Source organism: Marinomonas dokdonensis (genome assembly GCF_052747885.1).
On record NZ_JBRAND010000002.1, the window covers coordinates 1 to 19,315 of the forward strand.

Genomic DNA, 19,315 nt, shown 5'->3' on the forward strand with positions numbered 1-19,315 from the left:
CGAACTCAGAAGTGAAAAGCGCCATCGCCGATGGTAGTGTGGGAGATCCCATGTGAGAGTAGGTCGTCGTCAAGCTTTATAATCCAAGAAGCCCCACATAGCCAACGCTGTGTGGGGTTTTTTATTGTAGACACGCATGTGAGAGCAGGTGGTCTAGCTTATAATTAAGAGAAGCCCGTTCTGCTAATGCAGAGCGGGTTTTTTCGTTTCAGCCATACATAAGTAGGTACCGCTTTAGCGGGACGCGGAAAATCTCTTGAAGATAAATTGTGTTTTCCTGCGGGTTTTCGTTCCGAGCTGTAGTCAACGCAGGTTATGGCCTTCCATTTACTTGCGCCTGTCTCGTACCTCGACGCGTCAGCGTAAATGAAAACCCACAACCTTCCTTTAATTCACTCAATAAATCCTGATGACCTATCGTGGGTCGCGCTTCAGCAGGACGCGGAAAAGCTCTTGAAGATAAAGTGCGTTTTTCAGCGAGTTTTCGTTCCGAGCCGAGGTCAACGCAGGTTATGGTTTTTTCCATTTAATTGCGCCTGTCTCGTACCTCGACGCGTCAGCGTAAATGAAAATCCACAACCTTCCCTTTTAAACAACATCCCCAATAAATCCTGATGTCCAATCGTGGGTCGCGCTTCAGCGGGACGCGGAAAATCTCTTGAAAATAAAGTGAGTTTTCAGCGAGTTTTCGTTCCGAGTCGTGGTACTGCGTAGGTTATGGTCTTCCATTTACTTGCGCCTGTCTCGTACCTCGACGCGTCAGTGTAAATGCAAACCCACAACCTTCCTTTAATTCAAACAATACATCTAATTATTGCTGATGGCCAACTGCAGATAGTATCGTCAGCTATTCGCGATGATAATATGCTCTATCTCTAGTTTAAGCCTGTCTTGGTATGCTGATTTTAAGTAATTAGTGAAGTGGGGAATTATATCCATCCGAGGTTTAGCTCCTGCAGGGTAGGCAGGAGCTAAACTTCTAGTAAACTACCATAGCCGTGGAGCTTCTGGACTGATTCCATATAGCTCTGGGTAAAGTAACAAGGACACAACAACGGCAATTTGAATCAAGATAAATGGAATGACGCCTCTGTATATATCAAATGTATTAACCCCTGGTGGGGCAACACCTTTCAAATAAAACAGGGCGAAGCCAAAAGGCGGTGTTAAGAACGAAGTTTGTAGGTTCATCGCCACTAAAATTGCAAACCAGATGGGGTTAATATTTAGAGCTTCAACAACAACGTACACAAGAGGCAAGACAATATATGAGATTTCTATGTAGTCTAAGAAAAATCCTAACGCCATAATGAGTAACATGGTAAACACTAAGAATCCCCACTTCTCACCCGGTATATTCAGCAATAGATGTTCGACTTCCTCTTCTCCGCCTGTGTAGGCAAAGCCCATAGAGAAGATGGATGCACCAATAATTACCGCAAACACCATAGCGGTTATTTTTACTGTTTCATTTGCACTTTCAAGCAACATTGAAAGAGAAAATTTCCGATAGACAATAGCCAAAACAACAGCACCAATACAGCCTAAAGCAGACGATTCTGTGGCGGTTGCCACGCCATAAAAAATAGAGCCTAAAACAACTAGGATTAGTAGTAAGGGAGGAATAACAGCCATCAATGCGTCTAGAATAGCTTTTTTTCTTGATGTGTCATCGTCTTCTAGAGGAATAACAGGAGCTGAGTCTGGTTTAATAAGACAGAAGATGACGATGTATGCAATGTAGCAACCGACTAACACTAGCCCTGGTTTCACCGCAGCACGGAATAAATCACCTACAGGAATACTGAGCACATCCCCTAGAATGATAAGTACGATAGAAGGTGGGATTAATTGTCCTAATGTTCCGGCAGCACATATAGTGCCTGCAGATAATGCTTTGTTGTAGCCATAGCGCATCATAATTGGCATTGAGATCAAGCCCATTGCGACAACACTGGCACCAACCACACCTGTGGAAGCTGCTAATAATGTTCCCACTAGAACCGTTGAAATTGCTAAGCCACCCCTTACAGAGCCAAATAAACGCCCCATTGAAACGAGCAGTTGCTCTGCCAGTTTGGTGCGTTGCAAAATGAGTCCCATAAAGATGAAAAGTGGAATGGCCATTAAAACTGTGCCCCCACCGTTTTCGCCCATATTGGCATAGATACGATAAGGGATTTGTGCCAATTGACTTGGATCTGCAAACAAAACCACAAATAAAATACCAACACCAGCAAATGTAAAGGCAACAGGAAAGCCAAACAAAAGTAGGATTAGCGCTAAAATAAAAATGGAAATTCCGATCATATTAATACCTTGGATACTTAAAAATAGAGCCGGTAGAGCGTGTTTTAATTGGCTGCTTCATTTTGTCTGTTGAGTAAGGTTGAAACATTTTTTATAAGGAATGCGACGCTACTTAATATTAAGAAAAGAAAGGATAAAGGAATCATCCCTTTGATTAGAAACCTATTGAGCAAGCCACCTGGATCGGAGCTTTTTTCACCGATTCCTGTCGTGAATAGCTGTGTGATCCACTCTATTAAATTGTCTGGATGTTCACCCCATTGGTAAGCCTCTATCATAAATTGCCAACCGTAATAAACTGTGATCAAGCAAAGTGGAAATAGGAATACTAAGGACCCAATAGTATTGATGATCGCTTGTGTACGAGAAGATAAGCGTTCAAATACAATGTCGACCCTCACATGAGACTCGGTTTTTAGAGCGTAAGAAACACCCAGTAAGAAGAGAGAAGAATAGATATGCCAAGACAGTTCATCTAGGGCGATGGAAGAACGATTAAAAGCATAACGACCAATAACGTTATAGGAAATGATTAAGGTAAGAGCGATGAGTAAAAAACTCGATACATACCCTATCATATCCATAATTTTATTAATGATTTTTTCAATTTTTAGCAGCATGAAGGGATCCATTATTACAATAGAAAAAAGCCCTAATAAAGATTAGGGCTTTTTCTTAACTTAGTTATTCAAATAAGCTTTATCAGAGATACTTGTCCAGTTTCTTACTTTGCGTAGATACTCCCTTTGGGACTGAATAATTTCAGCAGTTAACCCTCCACGAGCTTCTAGGTCAGCAATCAACTCTTGATTTGCTGCTTTTAAAGCGTCCATGACCACAGGTGGGAAAGTTTTAATTTCAATATTAGGATACTCTTTTTTGATTTTCTCCCAGTTCTCAGAATGCTCATGAGTCATACGGGTCGAAATGGTGAACGCGGATTCTTTCATTGCTGTTTGTAAGATGTTTTGAAGGTCTTTAGGTAACTCGTTAAATGCTTTGTCGTTGACCATGTACTGCAAACCAGAACCTGGCTCATGCCAGCTTGTATAGTAGTAAGGTGCAATCTTATGGAAGCCCATGCGTAGATCCATAGCAGGTCCAACCCACTCTAATGAATCAATCGTGTTACGCTCTAGGGCCGTGTAAAGCTCCCCTGGTGGGATGTTGACGACCGTTGCTCCTACCTTGGCCATGACTTCGCCGGCAAAGCCAGGAATACGCATTTTGAGACTCTTTATGTCTTCTAAGTCATTGATCTCTTTCTTGAACCAGCCACCCATTTGGTTACCACCATTACCCCCAGGGTATTGAGTGATACCATATTGTCCGTAAACTTTTTTCGCTAATTCCGCGCCGCCACCGTAGTAATACCAAGCAAAGCGCTCAGCGGTAATCATGCCGAAAGGCATAGTTGTAAAGAATAAAGTGTTTACGTCTTTGCCCTTCCAGTAATAGGACGCTGAATGCCCCATTTCATATTGACCTGACTTTACGAAATCAAAAATGCCCAGGGGAGCTTTATGTTTGTTAGCTGAATCAATCGTGATAATCAGGCGACCGTCGGAAAGATCTTTTACTCTTTCTGCGAATTCGTGTGTACCTTCACTGTAGATTGGCAAGCCGGCAGGCCAAGTTTCAGCCATTTTCCATCTAATAGGTTTGTCTGCAGAAAAAGCAGGAAGTGACGCAGAGCCTAGTGTTATTGCGGAAAGAATGTAGACCAGTTTTTTCTTCATAATTACACCTTTTGGATTGATTCATTACTCACGTTGTTTGTAGGATGAATTAATTTTCAATTGCATTTTTTAGCGCCTTTATGAAGTTAATATTTCATTTTTACTTTAGCAAACGGTAAATTATGATCAAAGGTGATCAGTTTTTACGATGTTGATTTTGTGTTAAGGACGTGAAATAAAGGTAATATTTAATGGAGTTGGTAAGATTTTTGCTTTTTAAATGAATTGTAAATACGAGTAACCCACAATTAGCAATTGATGTGAATTTATATTGGGCGAAAAGACGGGCTTTTGACATACCGAGTTAATGGGGTATTTTCTTTTTACTGAGGCAAAAAATGAATATTAGGTTTGTTGAAGCGTTTGTTTGGGTAGCCCGATTGAAAAGCTTCCGGGCGGCAGCGCAAAAACTAAATGTCTCTCAGGCAACTATTTCAGGGCGGATATCCTCGATTGAGGCAGAGTTTGATTGCCGATTATTTGATCGAGCAAAGCATGATGTCGTACTGACTAATAAGGGTTTTTTGCTGTTAGACAAAGCCGAGAGGTTATTAAACTCCGAGCAGGATCTTTTAGAGTCTCTTAAGCACCATAACAGTATTGCAAGGAATATTCGTATTGGTGTTATTGAGTCCATTGTTCATACTTGGCTAGGCGATTTTTTAACACAATTGAAAACCCTCTATCCAAACATAGAATTTGAATTAACTGTAGAAACCACCACGCATCTGCAAACCCTTTTTGCAAAAGGTGCTTTAGATATCATCATTCAAACCGACCCTGTATTAGATAGCACAGTTGTTAACACTGTCCTAAGTCCATTAGAAATTTGTTGGGTATGCCGTAAAGAAAGCGAGTTAGCTCATAAGGAGGTGAGTTTTGATGATATTTCGAATCTAGAAATCATTACTTTTGCTAGGGATTCTCAGCCTCACTTGGCCGTATCATCAATGTTCGAGCAGAAAAATGTCAAACCAAGGCAAGTTCATTGCGTTGCCTCTATTTCGATAATTTGTCACCTAGTACAGCGGGGATTAGGTATAGCGACGCTCCCTCGCGATGCTATCATTAATGAAATTGAAAGGGGGGACTTTGTTGTGTTGGATGGGCTAGATGCTCCACCACTTTTAAGCCTTCATGCAAGTTGGCAAAAACACACAGATGGCAAAATGAAATGTGTCATTGTCGAGTTGGCAAAATCTGTTTCTGATAACTTTAAAAACGGATAATCAAAAAACCATTCACATTCTTCCCTTTCCTAAAAGCATACCTTGTAACAGGCTCCGAGATATCCAAGAAGCTAAATATTTAAGCCTCGGGCTTCCTCTATCAGCCATTTCTTTAAGTGTTGAATAGCCGTTTCGTTACGACGGCTTTCTTTGTAGGCAAGGTAAAATAAATCGCCTGTCTTATAGCCTGGGCAAGGCAGTCTAGCTAGGTTAGCTTCGTCTAGGTTGTCGTTCATCATATAGTCATTCACCAGAGCAATACCCAAGGAGTGTTTGGCAGCGCCGTAGGCCAGTGTTAAATGGCTGAAACGATGGAATTGTGTCTGTTCTGGCAACGTGGCTTTGCGACTTTTAAACCAGTGATTCCAATCTTCGATATGTTTTTCATGAGTGCTGGATGACGTGATAAGGGGGAATTGCCCTAAGAGCTCAGGTTGAGTGTTTAGTTTATCTGCCAACTCCTTTTGCGAAGAGACATTTAGCTGGCCTTTTAAAGTGTCTAAAAAGGCGTGGCTGCATACTGGGAATAACACTTCTTCATAGAAAAGCTCATAAACGAAGCCTCTTTTTTGCTTTTCTACCGTGATAAAGAAATCCGCCGTACGGTCTGATAGCTCTGGCGAGCCATGGCTCATTTCAATGCTGAGTTCTAAACTTGGGTGCAATCGCTTTAAATTAGGCAGTTTAGGAATCAGCCAATGTACGGCGAAAGAGCTGTAAACCGCCAAGCGAATTTGAGTTTTTTGCCTACCTTTAATTTGCTCCGTCGCTTGAGCGATTTGCTGTAAAGATTGGCTGATGACTTCTAAATAATGTCTGCCTTCTTTTGTTAATTCTAAGTGCCGTCCTTGTCGGTTAAAAAGTGTTTCGCCTAGGTGGTTTTCTAGTAATCGAATTTGATGAGAAATGGCACTTTGGCTCACGTTAAGTTCTTGAGCTGCAAGGGAGAAACTGTTCAGTCTGGCAACGGTTTCAAAAACAGGGAGAGCTTTTAAAGGCGGCAGCATTTTATTATCCAAAAAACTAATAGTTGTTCAAAATATATCATTTTATTAGTTGTTTTAAACCCTTTATCCTTCACTCGTTTTCTGTCCACATGGTAAGGAGTTTGAGATGTCAGGACGTACAGTTGGTAACGCAATTTCCATTTTAGTATTAGGTAGCTTATTCGCCACCTTGTGCGATGTCGTCATTAAAATGGCTGGCGCAGAAGTGGCGATCTTTCAGTTCACTTTTTTTCGTGCATTATTTATGTGTTTACTGTTGTTACCTGTGGTCACTTATATATACATTAAAAACCCAAAAGTACCATTGTTAACAGGTCTAAAGGTGCATGTGCTACGAGGACATTTGTGGGTGTTAGCGGCCATATTTTTGGTAGTGTCCTTGGCTGAACTTCCTTTAGCCACGGCTAATGCGGTGTTTTATACTGCGCCGATCTTTATCGTGCTTTTTGCTGGGCTGTTTTACCGCGAGCGTTTAGGGTTTGAGGCAATTGGTGCTGCGATTCTTGGCTTTGCTGGTGTGTTGCTAATTTTGCGTCCTACAGAAATCAGCTTAGGTATGGTGAGTGCCATCTTTTTTGCGATGGTTCTGGCCGCAAACAGTCTGCTAATTAAGAAAATTCCGAAGCAGCAAGGCATGTTTTATGGCTTGTTTATCACACAATTGTGCGCGCTGCCGCTTGCTGCGGGGTTAGCCATTTGGGAAGCCGCAGAGCTACAGGAAGAGGTGTGGCTGTATGCTGTTTTGTCTTCAATCTGTTCAATTATCTACAGTGTTGCCTGCTTAATCGGTTATCGACATGTAGATTCCAGTAAGGTGGCCAGCGCTGAATATTCTGGGCTTATTTTTGCGGTATTATTTGGTTGGTGGGTCTTTGGTGAAACACCAGATTTAGGACTGTTAATTGGCTCCTTGCTGATTATCCTACCGTTATTGTATATGAGCCGTCGTGAAGGCCGAAAACGCAGACAAGAGTCTGTCGTGAGCCCTTTAAATAACGTCTAAGTTTCTATTGGTGGGAGCAGAGATTATGGATCATCTGCTCTACCATTTCTGATTGACCAGTCTGGTCAGGATATACGCCATCTATCATCAATCTCGCCAAGCCATGCAAACTCGCCCAAGTAGTTTGCCCAATTCGCAATGACGTATTGTTTTGTGTGAGAACACCAGATTCTTGCCATAGACCAATCCAGTAAACCCAGGTTTTAAAGGTACTCTTCGCTGAATTTTGTAGCTCGGCGGTAGGTTCACCAGCTTTCCAAATCGTTCTCCCAAACATCAAATCGTATATTTCACTGTGATTTTGAGCATACGCCAAGTAGCGGTAAACATATTCGCTAAAAGCTTCTCGGGTAGCTCCCGAGTTATCCGCTAAGGCTTGCAGGTCCGCTTGTTGCTGTTTGAATCCAGCTTCGGCCAAACTACAGAGTAGGGCATTTTTATCTTTAAAATGATGATATGGAGCGGTGCGAGATACGCCCACTTGGTCGGCTAGCTTGCGCATGCTTAGGCCTTCTACGCCCTCATTGCGTAGAATTAAGCTTGCCGCATCTAATAGGGACTGGTTTAAGTCGCCGTGGTGATAGTGCTTCTTTGATGTCTTCATGGAGGAAGATTAAACACTTGAATCTTGACAGTGTCAAAATTAATGCTTATCTTGACGGTGTCAACATTGTTCGCGGGCAGCGGCGATGCTTATAAAAATAATAATCACAGAGAGTCAAACTCATGGCACATACCAACTATCCGCACTTATTTGAACCACTAGACTTAGGCTTCACTCAGCTTAAAAATCGTATATTAATGGGCTCCATGCATCTTGGCCTAGAAGAAATGAAAGGCGGATTTGAGCGTATGGCGGCCTTTTATGCCGAGCGGGCTAAAGGTGGTGTGGCACTGATCGTAACTGGTGGTATTGCTCCTAACAGTGAAGGGGCGGTACATGCGGGCGCAGCTACTATGACGACGGAAAAAGATGCCAACCATCATCGACTTATTACTGACGCCGTTCACGCTGAAGGCGGTAAAATTTGTATGCAAATTCTGCATACGGGACGATACGCTTACAATCCTAAAGCCATAGCTCCTTCTGCTATACAAGCCCCTATAAATCCCATTAAGCCAAGAGCCCTAGAAGCGACAGAGATTGAACCTCAGATTGCTGATTTTGTAAACGCGGCGAAACTAGCCCAATTGGCTGGGTATGACGGGGTGGAGATTATGGCCTCTGAAGGCTATTTCCTAAACCAGTTTATTGTTACCCGCACCAACCAGCGAGAAGATGAATGGGGCGGTGAATACGCTAATCGAATCCGATTGCCTGTTGAGGTTGTTCGAAGAGTTCGCGAAGCCGTGGGGGATGAATTTATTATTATCTATCGCCTTTCCATGTTGGACCTTGTGGAAGGGGGAAGCGCTTTAGAGGAGGTTGTTGAGCTTGGTCAGGCGATTGAAAAAGCGGGAGCCAGTATTATTAACACCGGCATTGGGTGGCATGAAGCACGTATTCCGACCATCGCTACCAAGGTACCAAGAGCCGCTTTTACTTGGGTCACTGCTAAGTTACGCAAGTCGTTACAAGTGCCGCTGATCACTTCAAATCGTATAAATATGCCGGAAACGGCGGAACAGGTATTGGCTAGAGGCGATGCGGATATGGTCTCCATGGCACGCCCCTTCTTAGCGGACCCTGATTTTGTGCAAAAAGCTCTGCAAAATCGCAGCGATGAAATCAATACCTGTATTGCTTGTAATCAAGCCTGCTTGGATCATGTGTTTGCCGGCAAGTTGACGTCTTGTTTGGTAAACCCTAGAGCATGTCACGAGACGGAATTGTTAATAACACCCGCGGAGCAGAAGAAGAAAATAGCAGTTATCGGCGCGGGACCAGCGGGCTTGGCGTTTGCCACGACAGCGGCAAAGCGAGGTCATGCAGTGATCTTATTTGATGGCGCGGCCGAAGTCGGTGGACAATTTAATATTGCCAAGCGTATTCCAGGAAAAGGTGAGTTCTATGAGACTCTGCGTTATTTCCAGCGCCAGATCGAATTAACCGGTGTGACCTTAAAGCTAAATACCTTTGTTGATGCATCCATGATAGAGCAGGGGCAGTTTGATGAAGTCGTGTTAGCCACAGGCATTGCACCCCGTACCCCAGCGATTGACGGTATCGAACATAGTAAAGTTTTAAGTTATCTAGACGTCATGAATGGTGCTCCAGTCGGGCAAAGTGTCGCGGTGATTGGTGCCGGAGGCATAGGTTTTGATATAAGCGAATACTTAATTCACAAGACTCATCAAGACGAGCCAAGCATTAATAGTTTTATGTCTCAATGGGGAGTGGACATGAGCTTGGCAAGCCGAGGCGGGGTGGAAGGTATGCAGGCGAATTTTGCCAAGGCGGAGCGTCAAATTTTCTTAATGCAGCGCAAGAAAAGTAAAGTGGGTGCTAAGCTTGGTAAAACCACCGGCTGGATTCATCGAACTGAACTGCAGAAAAAAGGGGTGGACTTTGTGGCGGACTGTGAGTATGTAAAAATTGATGATGAAGGTTTGCATGCGCTAGTAGCGGGTGTCGCTCAGTGCTTTGCTGTTGACAATGTAGTCATCTGTGCGGGACAGGAGCCGAATCGAAGTCTCGCTGAGCAGCTTAAGCAAGGCGTTCATTTGATTGGTGGTGCTGATGTCGCCTCTGAGCTGGATGCCAAGCGTGCGATCAAGCAGGGCACTGAGTTAGCTTGTCAGCTGTGAGTTAATCTTAAGGGGAGTTAGCTTTAGCTGGGTCCCCTGTTTTTAATAGCTTTAATAAATCCTCCCTTTCTAAACTGCCCTTAAGAGCCAGGTCTAGTTGGATTTGATATTCCTCGTTCCACTTTCGCGCTCTCGGCGTGATCTTGGCAAGGTCATCAATGGCTGATTTCATGACTTTCAAATAAGCCTGAATATTGACTTCTTGATCAATCATGATGTTCTTTAAAGACGTTGCACTGCTGTGTCTCAGGTAGGTCGACAACACCTTTCCTTGTTGCTCAAGGGCACTTAATTGCTGCTGCATCTGAGCCAAGTTCTGTTCGAGTTGTGAGATGAGTACATCTTGTTGCTCATCATTTTTATTTACCAGAGGCACTTTGTCTGGCTCAGGAATGAGCACCAAGTAGGTAATGGCTGAAGATGCAGACACACTCAGGACGAGGCAAAGGAAAAAAGCAATGGGGATCGCCCAGCTACGCTTTTTGGGTTGCGTTTCTGTTGTTTCGGCGGCGGCTTGCGGATTCGCCATAGATTCTCTCCCTGTCCATCTTCTTGTTTAAATTTCCCCTATTTATTTGCAAAGGGCAAGGAATAATCTTCTTGCACGGTTTAGTTTTTGTGCGACTCCACGTAAAATACGCGCACCAAATTTGGTTATATTAAATAACCTACTAAAATAGTCGGGTAAATACTTGATCAAAACACTAGGTTTTGTGTACTATTTGAGGCTAAAGAACCAGTCTTAATTGGATGGCTTATGCGTCTGACTACAAAAGGTCGATATGCAGTAACGGCAATGCTTGACCTGGCATTACATTCTGATCACGGCCCTGTGTCGTTGTCTGATATTTCTAATCGACAAGGAATCTCTTTATCGTATCTAGAGCAATTGTTCTCTAAGTTGCGTAAGCAAGCTTTGGTGAGCAGTGTTCGAGGTCCTGGTGGTGGTTATCGGCTTAGCCGCGCTAACGACGAAATCTTTGTCGCCCAAATTGTTGATGCGGTAAATGAGTCGGTAGATGCGACCGGATGTAAAGGTCGCAGCGACTGTCAGAGTGGCACAACCTGCCTAACCCATCATTTGTGGTGTGATTTGAGTGATCAAATACACGACTTTTTGAGCCAGATTAGCTTGGAGCAGTTAGTGCGTCGGGAAGATGTGCGTCAAGTTGCGATGCGACAAGACAGAGAGAGCCGTTCAGGGCATTTAGATTCTGACAAGATTAGCGCAGCCATCGTAGGTTAGTCCCGATTGGTTGAAACCTTGTTGGCTAAGTTAAAAGTAAATGAAAATGGTTGCATTGAATCAACAGTGCAGCGGTTTCGAAAATGAGTGAGTGTTATTATGACTGAGCAGATAGATAAGGCGCTGGCACGGGAATACGAAGCCGGTTTTGTCTCTGATGTGGAATCAGAAACATTTGAGCCTGGCTTAGATGAAAGTGTGATCCGACGTATTTCAGCAATGAAACACGAGCCAGAGTGGATGCTAGAATGGCGTTTAAATGCCTTTCGTGTCTGGTCTGAAATGGAAGAGCCTGATTGGGCCCACGTTCAGTATCCGAAAATCGACTTCCAAGCGATCTCTTATTACTCAGCACCAAAGAGTATGAAAGATAAGCCAAAGTCTTTGGATGAAGTGGATCCAGAGCTACTTCGTACCTACGAAAAACTGGGTATTCCTCTTATCGAACAGCAGATGTTGGCGGGTATCGCCGTTGATGCTGTGTTTGACTCTGTCTCCGTTGTAACCACCTTCCGCGACAAGCTTGAAGAAGCTGGGGTTATTTTTTGCCCGATTTCAGAGGCGATTCAAAAATACCCAGATCTTGTTAAAAAATATCTTGGTAGCGTCGTACCGACAAAAGATAACTATTACTCCGCACTTAACTGTGCAGTGTTCACTGACGGATCGTTTGTTTACATTCCAAAAGGCACTCGTTGCCCTATGGAGCTTTCAACCTATTTCCGTATCAACGAGCAGAATACGGGCCAGTTTGAACGCACGCTAATTATCGCCGACGAAGGCAGCCATGTCAGTTACCTTGAAGGTTGCACCGCGCCACAGCGTGATGAAAACCAACTGCATGCTGCGGTAGTTGAACTGGTTGCGCTGGATGAAGCGGAAATTAAATATTCGACCGTGCAAAACTGGTACCCAGGGGATGAAGAAGGTAAGGGCGGTATTTATAACTTCGTGACCAAGCGTGGTATTTGTCACACCAGTGCCAAAATTTCTTGGACTCAAGTTGAAACAGGCTCATCGGTTACTTGGAAATACCCAAGCTGTATCCTGAAAGGCGATAACAGTATTGGTGAATTTTATTCAGTTGCCCTAACGCGTGGTCGTCAGCAGGCGGACACGGGTACTAAGATGATTCACCTTGGTAAAAACACCAAGTCCACCATCATTTCTAAAGGTATTTCTGCAGGTAAGAGTAATAACAGCTACCGCGGCCTCGTTCGTATGAATCCAGGTGCGCAAGGTGCTCGTAACTTTACTCAGTGTGACTCTTTGTTGATCGGCGATCAATGTGGTGCCCATACTTTCCCTTATGTGGAAAGCCGTAACCCGTCTGCCATTATCGAGCATGAAGCGACCACTTCGAAAGTAAGTGATGAACAAATGTTTCTTTGCCAACAACGTGGTCTAGACCCTGAAAAAGCTGTTTCCATGATAGTAAATGGCTTCTGTAAGGAAGTGTTTAAAGAATTACCGATGGAATTTGCCGTAGAAGCGGGCAAGTTACTAGAAATTAGCCTTGAAGGCTCTGTAGGTTAAGGAATTAGAGAAAATGTCGAACACCAATAGTCTGTTGACGATAAAAGATTTGCACGCCAGCGTTGAAGAAAAAAACATTATTAAAGGCTTAAATCTAGACATTAAGCCTGGCGAAGTACATGCCATTATGGGCCCTAACGGTGCGGGTAAAAGTACCATGGGTTATGTTTTGTCAGGTCGTGACGGTTACTCAGTAGAGAGTGGTAGCGTTACCTTAGCAGGGGAAGACCTATTAGAAATGGAAACTGAAGAGCGTGCTCGCGCAGGCTTATTTTTGGCTTTCCAATACCCTGTTGAAATCCCTGGTGTTAGTAACCTTGAGTTTTTGAAAGCCGCGGTTGATGCTCAGCGTGAAGCTCGTGGTGAAGAAGCTGTTACTTCAGCGGACTTTTTGAAAGAAGCTAAGGCGGCTTGTAAACAAGTTAATTTGCCTATTTCTTTCCTAAAACGTGGCGTGAACGAAGGCTTCTCTGGCGGTGAGAAAAAGCGTAACGAATTGATGCAAATGCTGCTGTTGAAACCCAAGCTATGTATTCTGGATGAGACAGACTCAGGCCTAGATATTGACGCTATGCAAGTGGTTGCCGCAGGTGTGAATAGCCAGCGCACAGCGGATCGTAGCTTTATCGTTGTGACCCATTACCAGCGTTTGCTTGACTACATTAAACCTGATTTTGTTCACGTATTAGCAGATGGCAAGATTGTTAAAAGTGGCGATGCGTCTCTAGCGAAAGAATTGGAAGCACAGGGTTATGCTTGGTTACAAAGCGAGCCTGCTGAAGATGAGCTTGAGGGGTAAGGCATGAGCGAATGGTTATCGAATGCCATTGCTCGTGGGCAAGGGATCAGTGATTGGCTGACACCTAAACGAGCCGAAGCCGTTGCACAACTGGCGCAAACTCCTTGGCCAACGCGCAAGACAGAAGCTTGGCGTTATACTCCGCTAAGAAGCGTCGAGCGTTCAGCTGCTAAAGTGATGGCGCCAGACAGTGCTTTAACGCCTGTTAGTATTAATGATTTAAACGCAATTGAGTTGGTGTTTGTTAATGGTCAGTTTGATCGTCAACAATCGACTGCTCAACTACCTGCGGGCTTGTCTATTCATTTGGGTAGTGAACTCGCGCAAGCGGATCAAGGCCAAGCTTTAGTGCAGTTTTCAGCAATTAAACCTGCTCGTCACTTGTTTGGTTTAGTGAACGACGCTCTAGTAGAAGACGTTATTCTTATCCGGGTTGAGGCTGGTGCTAATATTGCTCAGCCAATCCGTATCAGCTCTTTGTTAAGTGCTGGGGCCGAGTCCCATACTCGTGTACTAGTGAGACTAGAGAATGAAGCGCGTGCGACCATAATCGAAGATGTACAGGCCCAAGGTGATAGCCTGAGCACAGCCTTTGTTGAATACGATATTGCCGATGAAGCTCACCTAGAGCATTACCGTTTTGCTTTGCAAACGGATACTAATGTGAGCCTGGGTGGTAGTCACTTTAAGCTGAATAACAAGTCGACCATGCACAGCACTATTGTCGGCTTTGGTTGTGATCTATCTCGCTTGGATACAGATATTATTCATGCGGGAGAACACGCAGACGCTAAGCTAAATGCCATGTACCTATTGGATGGTAAAGAGCTGTTTGATTTGCATGCCACAGTTGAGCATGCCATGCCCAACGGTACTACTGAAGAAAATGTGCGCGGCATAGTAGCTGACCGTGCACGTGCGGTTTTCAATGGACGCATTCATATTCACCGAGATGCACAAAAAACCTTGGCAGAGCTGAATAACCGCAATCTATTGATGTCCGACAAGGCTGAAATTAACACCAAGCCTGAATTGGAAATTTACGCTGATGATGTGCGCTGTGCCCATGGTGCAACCGTCGCTGAAATCGACAAACAGGCTTTGTATTACCTACAAACTCGTGGCGTCAGCCGTTCAAGAGCTCAGGTGATGCTGAACTTTGGTTTTATCAATGAGTTAATCGACCTAATGCCGAATGAAGCATTAGCCGAGTGGATTCGTCCTATTATCCGTGAGCGCTTTGCGCAAATGGAAGTGAAATAAGCGAGTAATTGATGAGTTTTGATGTAGCGGCAATACGCAAAGAGTTTCCCATCCTACAGCGTGAAATTGATGGGCATCCGTTGGTATATCTAGACAATGCGGCCACCACGCAGAAACCTCAATGTGTGATCGATGCCTTGGTTGAGTATTACACTACCAACAACTCCAATGTTCACCGAGGAGCTCACCGTCTTGCGGATGAAGCTACGCGAAACTTTGAAGCAGCTCGCGATATTGTAAAAGACTTTATTAATGCCCCTGCCAGAGAAGAAGTGATCTGGACAACCGGTACTACCGAAGGTATTAACCTAATCGCCAATGGTTTGGGGCAATTGCTCTCAACAGGCGACGAAGTGATAACGACTGGTATGGAGCATCATGCCAATATCGTGACTTGGCAACAGGCTTGTAAGCGCGCGGGTGCGACATTAAAAATCGTACCTGTAACGGATCAAGGAGATTTGGACCTTGAAATATACGCTGAGCTGTTAAATGAGCGTACGCGATTTGTCGCTTTTCCCCATGTGTCTAATGCTTTGGGTACGGTTAACCCTATTAAAGAAATGACGACAATGGCCAAGGCTGTTGATGCTTGGGTGTTGGTGGATGGTGCTCAAGGTGCGGCTCACGCTAAGGTTGACGTGCAAGATATTGGCTGTGATTTTTATGCTTTTTCGGGGCACAAAATTTATGCGCCAATGGGCATAGGTGTTTTGTGGGGACGTGCTGAGTTACTGGAAAATTGGCCTGTATGGCGAACCGGTGGCGAGATGATCTCTACGGTAACCTTGCACGATGCCACTTGGAATGTGCTACCTCATCGTTTTGAAGCGGGTACTCCTAATGTGGCGGATGCGATCGCCATGGGTGAAGCCATTCGTTGGTTGCAAAGTCTTGACCATGAAGCGGTTGTGGCCCATGAAAAAGCCTTATTAGACCATGCGACTAATCTGGCACAAGCTTTTGAAGGCTTAACCATTATTGGTCAAGCGAAACATAAAATTGGTGTCTTGAGCTTTGTGATGGACCAAGGGCACCCAGCCGATATTGGTTTTTTACTAGACCGACAAGGTATCGCTATTCGCACCGGTGATCACTGTGCTCAGCCTTTGATGGCGCGCTTTGGTGTACCGGGAACTGCTCGAGCTTCTTTCTCTATTTATAATACGTTGGAAGAAGTAGACGCTCTATTTGCTGCACTGAAAAAAGTGCGTAGCATGTTGGCTTAGGAGGTCGTGATGACAGCAACAACTTTTGATCCTATCTCAAGCGTGTCTTTGACCGCGGCGGCGGAGAAATATTTTGCCTCGAAGTTGGTGAAGCAACCAGGCAAGCTTATTCGCTTAAGCACCAAAGAGAGTGGTTGTACTGGGTTTGCTTATGTTTTGGATATTGTTGAGCAAGCCGAGCAAGAAGATACCGTATTAGCTTTTGGTGATGTCACGTTAGCGGTTGCGAAAGATTCTGCAACCATGTTAAAGGGCACAGAAATTGATTTGGTTCGCGAAGGAGTGAATCAGGTCGTGAAATTTAATAATCCTAACGTTGTGGCTGAGTGTGGCTGTGGCGAAAGCTTTAGTGTGAGCCAATAGTCCATGCAAAAAATGGTTGTAACCCAGCAAGCTTGCCCGGCACGAAGAGTGCCCAGTGGTGAGCCTGTGATGATTCCTGAAGGTCAATTTATTACCATTAATCAAAGTCTAGGCGGCAACTACACCGTTACTTGGCAAGGTAATATGTTGCGCATTGATGGTATGGACGCTCAAGCTATTGGTCAGCAAGCAGAAGTGTTGAGTTTTGATGACCTAGGCGGCGAGCAAATTCACGAAGAGCAAGTTTGGCAAGCGTTAGACAGTGTGTTTGATCCTGAGATTCCGATTAGCTTGGTATCATTAGGTTTGATTTACGGTGTGCAATTGGACCAAGACCAAAAGGCTGTTGCCATTCAGATGACACTTACTGCACCGGGTTGTGGTATGGGGCCTGTACTGGTTGGCGATGTGGAATACCGAGTGGCGAAAGTGCCAAATGTTCAGTCAGTAAAGGTTGAGTTGGTATTTGACCCGCCATGGTCACGAGAAATGATGAGTGAAGAAGCTCAGCTAGAGGCTGGATTGTTTTTCTAAGCGCTATAGAAGTTTATAATAGTGTCCCGTGACGACCTTAATGACGACTCTTAAGGTCGTTTTTGTTTATAACTGCCTAGCACTGGTTGGGCTGAATAATTGATTGAAGAGGGCTTATGTCTCTACCAAGCACTGAAGATATTGTTGAAGACATGGAGTTTTTTGATGACTGGGAAGACAAGTACAAGTACATCATAGACCTAGGTAAATCTTTGCCCGCATTTGATGAAGAGTGGCGCACGGCTGAGCGTTTAGTGAAAGGTTGTCAGAGCAATGTCTGGATTCAACCCGACAGTTATCAAGATGATGTGGCTGGAGAAGTGCTTAGCTTTGCTGTAGACAGTGATGCCATCATAGTGCGTGGTTTGTTGGGCTTGGTCATGGCCGCTTATGATAAGAAAACTCCAGAGCAGGTTCTAGCTTTTGACATCAACCAGTACTTCTCTGATTTAGATTTAGAACGTCACCTTAGCCCGACCCGTGGCAATGGTCTGCGTTCAATTGTTGCACGCATCCAATCTATCGCCCAAGCTGCCGCTTAAATCAATATAACCCGCTTTCGGAGTGAGAATGAACAACCCAGTATATCTTGATAACTCTGCCACCACGCCTGTTGACCCAAGGGTTGCTGAAAAAATGATGGCTTGCCTAACTCAAGACGGCAACTTCGGTAACCCTGCCTCACGCTCGCACCTTTTTGGTTGGCAAGCAGAAGAGGCGGTGGAAGAGGCCCGTATGCAAGTGGCGCAGCTTATCGGTGCAGATACAAGAGAGATTGTTTGGACATCCGGTGCGACGGAAGCGAATAACCTCGCTTTGAAAGGAGTTGCGCAAGCCTATCGTCAGAAAGGCCGTCATATCATCACTTCTATGATTGAGCACAAAGCCGTGCTGGACCCTTGTAAACAGTTGGAACTAGAAGGCTTTGAAGTTACCTATCTACAGCCTGATGAGCATGGCATGATATCGCCAGCTCAAGTGTCAGCAGCCTTAAGAGAAGACACAATTCTTGTATCTTTAATGCATGGCAATAATGAACTGGGCACATTGACAGATATTAGTGCTGTGGGAGAAATAACACGCAAAAACAATATTTTCCTTCATGTGGATGCCGCACAAACGACAGGCAAGGTTGCGATTGATGTTAAAGCGATGAAGGTGGATTTAATGTCACTTACCGCGCACAAGACTTATGGGCCGAAAGGGATTGGAGCCTTGTATGTCAGTCGTTCTCCCAAAGTGAAGCTGCTTGCGCAAATGCACGGTGGTGGTCATGAGCGAGGCATGCGCTCTGGTACCTTGCCAACTCACCAAATTGTTGGCATGGGGGCCGCCTTTAAGCTGGCTGGTGAAGATATGCAGGATGATTGCAGCAGAATTCAAGCACTGCGTGAGCGCTTGTGGTTGTCATTGAATGAAATTCCTGGCGTGCACTTAAACGGTGATTCTGTTTCTCGCGTCGCGGGCGTTATTAATGTGGGTTTTGATGATGTAGATGGTGAAGTCTTACTGATGTCCTTAGCGGATGTGGCTGTTTCATCTGGTTCCGCTTGTACTTCAGCAAGTTTAGAGCCGTCGTATGTGCTACGAGCTATCGGTTTATCTGAACAGTTAGCACACAGTTCGTTGCGTTTATCTGTTGGGCGCTTTACCCGTGCCGAAGACATAGATTTTGCAGCTCAGACCATTAAACACGCTGTGATCAGCCTAAGAGGTCAAGGTTAATTTTATAAAAAGCTATTTTAATCAAAAATTGCTTAATTTATGTTCATTTGAGCATACAATTTTAACCAATTGATGCGTATAATCCACGCCCTAATCTTTTATGTCCTGGGTGTTGATAATCAGCATCCATAAATTGTTAATTTGGAGTTATATCATGGCGTTAGAACGCACTCTATCTATCATCAAGCCTGATGCTGTTGCGAAAAACGTAATTGGCGAAATCTACACTCGTTTCGAGCGTGCTGGTTTTAAAATTGTTGAAGCAAAAATGATTCAACTAGACGACGAGTTGGCGGGTGGTTTCTACGCTGAGCATAAAGAGCGTCCTTTCTACAAAGATTTGGTTGCTTTCATGACTTCAGGTCCTGTTGTTGTTTCTGTTCTTGAAGGTGAAGGTGCTGTTCTACGTCACCGTGAGCTTATGGGCGCAACGAACCCTAAAGAAGCAGCAGCTGGCACTTTGCGTGCAGACTACGCAGCATCTATCGATGCCAATGCAGTACACGGTTCTGACTCTGCAGAATCTGCTGCTCGCGAAATCGCTTACTTCTTCGGTAAGTAATTATATTAAGAGCCAAGTTGCT

20 protein-coding genes and 1 rRNA gene are annotated in these 19,315 nt (G+C 44.5%); 14 read left to right on the forward strand and 7 right to left on the reverse strand.

Features of this window, described 5'->3' with window-relative positions:
• A 5S ribosomal RNA gene (gene rrf, locus ACUM5Y_RS04520) occupies nt 1-75 on the forward strand; the annotation flags it as partial.
• A gap of 238 nt (nt 76-313) precedes the next feature.
• Here the strand turns inward: rrf and ACUM5Y_RS04525 are convergent.
• The 4 genes from ACUM5Y_RS04525 to ACUM5Y_RS04540 all read right to left on the reverse strand — a co-directional run bounded on the left by ACUM5Y_RS04525 (nt 314) and on the right by ACUM5Y_RS04540 (nt 4,049).
• On the reverse strand, nt 314-526 hold the full coding sequence (locus tag ACUM5Y_RS04525) for a hypothetical protein (RefSeq protein ID WP_445975672.1): 213 nt from the start codon (nt 524-526) through the stop codon (nt 314-316).
• A 461-nt stretch (nt 527-987) separates the two neighbouring features.
• On the reverse strand, nt 988-2,310 hold the full coding sequence (locus tag ACUM5Y_RS04530; RefSeq protein ID WP_445975673.1) for a TRAP transporter large permease: 1,323 nt from the start codon (nt 2,308-2,310) through the stop codon (nt 988-990).
• A gap of 44 nt (nt 2,311-2,354) precedes the next feature.
• Nucleotides 2,355-2,930 carry a TRAP transporter small permease subunit gene (locus ACUM5Y_RS04535; protein WP_445975674.1) on the reverse strand — a complete coding sequence of 192 codons (576 nt, stop codon included), beginning with the start codon at nt 2,928-2,930 and terminating at the stop codon, nt 2,355-2,357.
• A gap of 60 nt (nt 2,931-2,990) precedes the next feature.
• On the reverse strand, nt 2,991-4,049 hold the full coding sequence (locus tag ACUM5Y_RS04540) for a TRAP transporter substrate-binding protein (protein WP_445975675.1): 1,059 nt from the start codon (nt 4,047-4,049) through the stop codon (nt 2,991-2,993).
• A gap of 338 nt (nt 4,050-4,387) precedes the next feature.
• Here ACUM5Y_RS04540 and ACUM5Y_RS04545 point away from each other — a divergent pair, with 338 nt between their 5' ends.
• Nucleotides 4,388-5,278 carry a LysR family transcriptional regulator gene (locus ACUM5Y_RS04545; RefSeq protein WP_445975676.1) on the forward strand — a complete coding sequence of 297 codons (891 nt, stop codon included), beginning with the start codon at nt 4,388-4,390 and terminating at the stop codon, nt 5,276-5,278.
• Between the two features lie 71 nt (nt 5,279-5,349).
• Here the strand turns inward: ACUM5Y_RS04545 and ACUM5Y_RS04550 are convergent, their stop codons facing one another.
• Nucleotides 5,350-6,285, reverse strand: a complete 936-nt coding sequence (locus tag ACUM5Y_RS04550; RefSeq protein ID WP_445975677.1) for a LysR substrate-binding domain-containing protein — start codon at nt 6,283-6,285, stop codon at nt 5,350-5,352.
• 106 nt (nt 6,286-6,391) lie between these two features.
• Here ACUM5Y_RS04550 and ACUM5Y_RS04555 point away from each other — a divergent pair, with 106 nt between their 5' ends.
• The gene (locus ACUM5Y_RS04555) at nt 6,392-7,288 is read left to right on the forward strand and encodes a DMT family transporter (protein WP_445975678.1); all 897 of its coding nucleotides are present in this window, start codon (nt 6,392-6,394) and stop codon (nt 7,286-7,288) included.
• A gap of 4 nt (nt 7,289-7,292) precedes the next feature.
• On the opposite strand, the gene ACUM5Y_RS04560 is transcribed toward ACUM5Y_RS04555, so the two are convergent.
• On the reverse strand, nt 7,293-7,892 hold the full coding sequence (locus tag ACUM5Y_RS04560) for a TetR/AcrR family transcriptional regulator (protein ID WP_445975679.1): 600 nt from the start codon (nt 7,890-7,892) through the stop codon (nt 7,293-7,295).
• A 122-nt stretch (nt 7,893-8,014) separates the two neighbouring features.
• Between ACUM5Y_RS04560 and ACUM5Y_RS04565 the strand changes: the two genes are divergently transcribed.
• Nucleotides 8,015-10,036, forward strand: a complete 2,022-nt coding sequence (locus ACUM5Y_RS04565) for an oxidoreductase (RefSeq protein ID WP_445975680.1) — start codon at nt 8,015-8,017, stop codon at nt 10,034-10,036.
• Nucleotides 10,037-10,043: 7 nt separating this feature from the next.
• On the opposite strand, the gene ACUM5Y_RS04570 is transcribed toward ACUM5Y_RS04565, so the two are convergent.
• Nucleotides 10,044-10,565, reverse strand: coding sequence for a hypothetical protein (locus ACUM5Y_RS04570; protein WP_445975681.1), 522 nt, complete (start codon nt 10,563-10,565; stop codon nt 10,044-10,046).
• A 228-nt stretch (nt 10,566-10,793) separates the two neighbouring features.
• On the opposite strand from ACUM5Y_RS04570, the gene iscR reads away from it, so the two are divergent.
• The 10 genes from iscR to ndk all read left to right on the forward strand — a co-directional run bounded on the left by iscR (nt 10,794) and on the right by ndk (nt 19,293).
• Nucleotides 10,794-11,282 carry a Fe-S cluster assembly transcriptional regulator IscR gene (iscR, locus tag ACUM5Y_RS04575; RefSeq protein WP_445975682.1) on the forward strand — a complete coding sequence of 163 codons (489 nt, stop codon included), beginning with the start codon at nt 10,794-10,796 and terminating at the stop codon, nt 11,280-11,282.
• Between the two features lie 99 nt (nt 11,283-11,381).
• The gene (sufB, locus tag ACUM5Y_RS04580; RefSeq protein ID WP_445975683.1) at nt 11,382-12,818 is read left to right on the forward strand and encodes a Fe-S cluster assembly protein SufB; all 1,437 of its coding nucleotides are present in this window, start codon (nt 11,382-11,384) and stop codon (nt 12,816-12,818) included.
• 13 nt (nt 12,819-12,831) lie between these two features.
• Nucleotides 12,832-13,617 (forward strand): Fe-S cluster assembly ATPase SufC, encoded by a 786-nt coding sequence (sufC, locus tag ACUM5Y_RS04585; RefSeq protein WP_445975684.1) that lies wholly within the window; start codon nt 12,832-12,834, stop codon nt 13,615-13,617.
• A 3-nt stretch (nt 13,618-13,620) separates the two neighbouring features.
• Nucleotides 13,621-14,880, forward strand: coding sequence for a Fe-S cluster assembly protein SufD (gene sufD / locus ACUM5Y_RS04590; protein ID WP_445975685.1), 1,260 nt, complete (start codon nt 13,621-13,623; stop codon nt 14,878-14,880).
• Nucleotides 14,881-14,891: 11 nt separating this feature from the next.
• Nucleotides 14,892-16,109 carry an aminotransferase class V-fold PLP-dependent enzyme gene (locus ACUM5Y_RS04595; protein WP_445975686.1) on the forward strand — a complete coding sequence of 406 codons (1,218 nt, stop codon included), beginning with the start codon at nt 14,892-14,894 and terminating at the stop codon, nt 16,107-16,109.
• A 9-nt stretch (nt 16,110-16,118) separates the two neighbouring features.
• Nucleotides 16,119-16,472, forward strand: a complete 354-nt coding sequence (locus tag ACUM5Y_RS04600) for a HesB/IscA family protein (protein ID WP_445975687.1) — start codon at nt 16,119-16,121, stop codon at nt 16,470-16,472.
• A 3-nt stretch (nt 16,473-16,475) separates the two neighbouring features.
• Nucleotides 16,476-17,006, forward strand: coding sequence for a putative Fe-S cluster assembly protein SufT (gene sufT / locus ACUM5Y_RS04605; protein WP_445975688.1), 531 nt, complete (start codon nt 16,476-16,478; stop codon nt 17,004-17,006).
• Between the two features lie 116 nt (nt 17,007-17,122).
• A complete protein-coding gene (locus tag ACUM5Y_RS04610; protein WP_445975689.1) occupies nt 17,123-17,548 on the forward strand; it encodes a SufE family protein in 426 nt (141 codons plus the stop codon).
• Between the two features lie 28 nt (nt 17,549-17,576).
• Nucleotides 17,577-18,731: an IscS subfamily cysteine desulfurase gene (locus tag ACUM5Y_RS04615; RefSeq protein ID WP_445975690.1), complete on the forward strand. Its 1,155-nt coding sequence runs from the start codon at nt 17,577-17,579 to the stop codon at nt 18,729-18,731.
• A gap of 154 nt (nt 18,732-18,885) precedes the next feature.
• Nucleotides 18,886-19,293, forward strand: a complete 408-nt coding sequence (gene ndk / locus ACUM5Y_RS04620; RefSeq protein WP_445975691.1) for a nucleoside-diphosphate kinase — start codon at nt 18,886-18,888, stop codon at nt 19,291-19,293.
• Nucleotides 19,294-19,315: the final 22 nt, after the last annotated feature.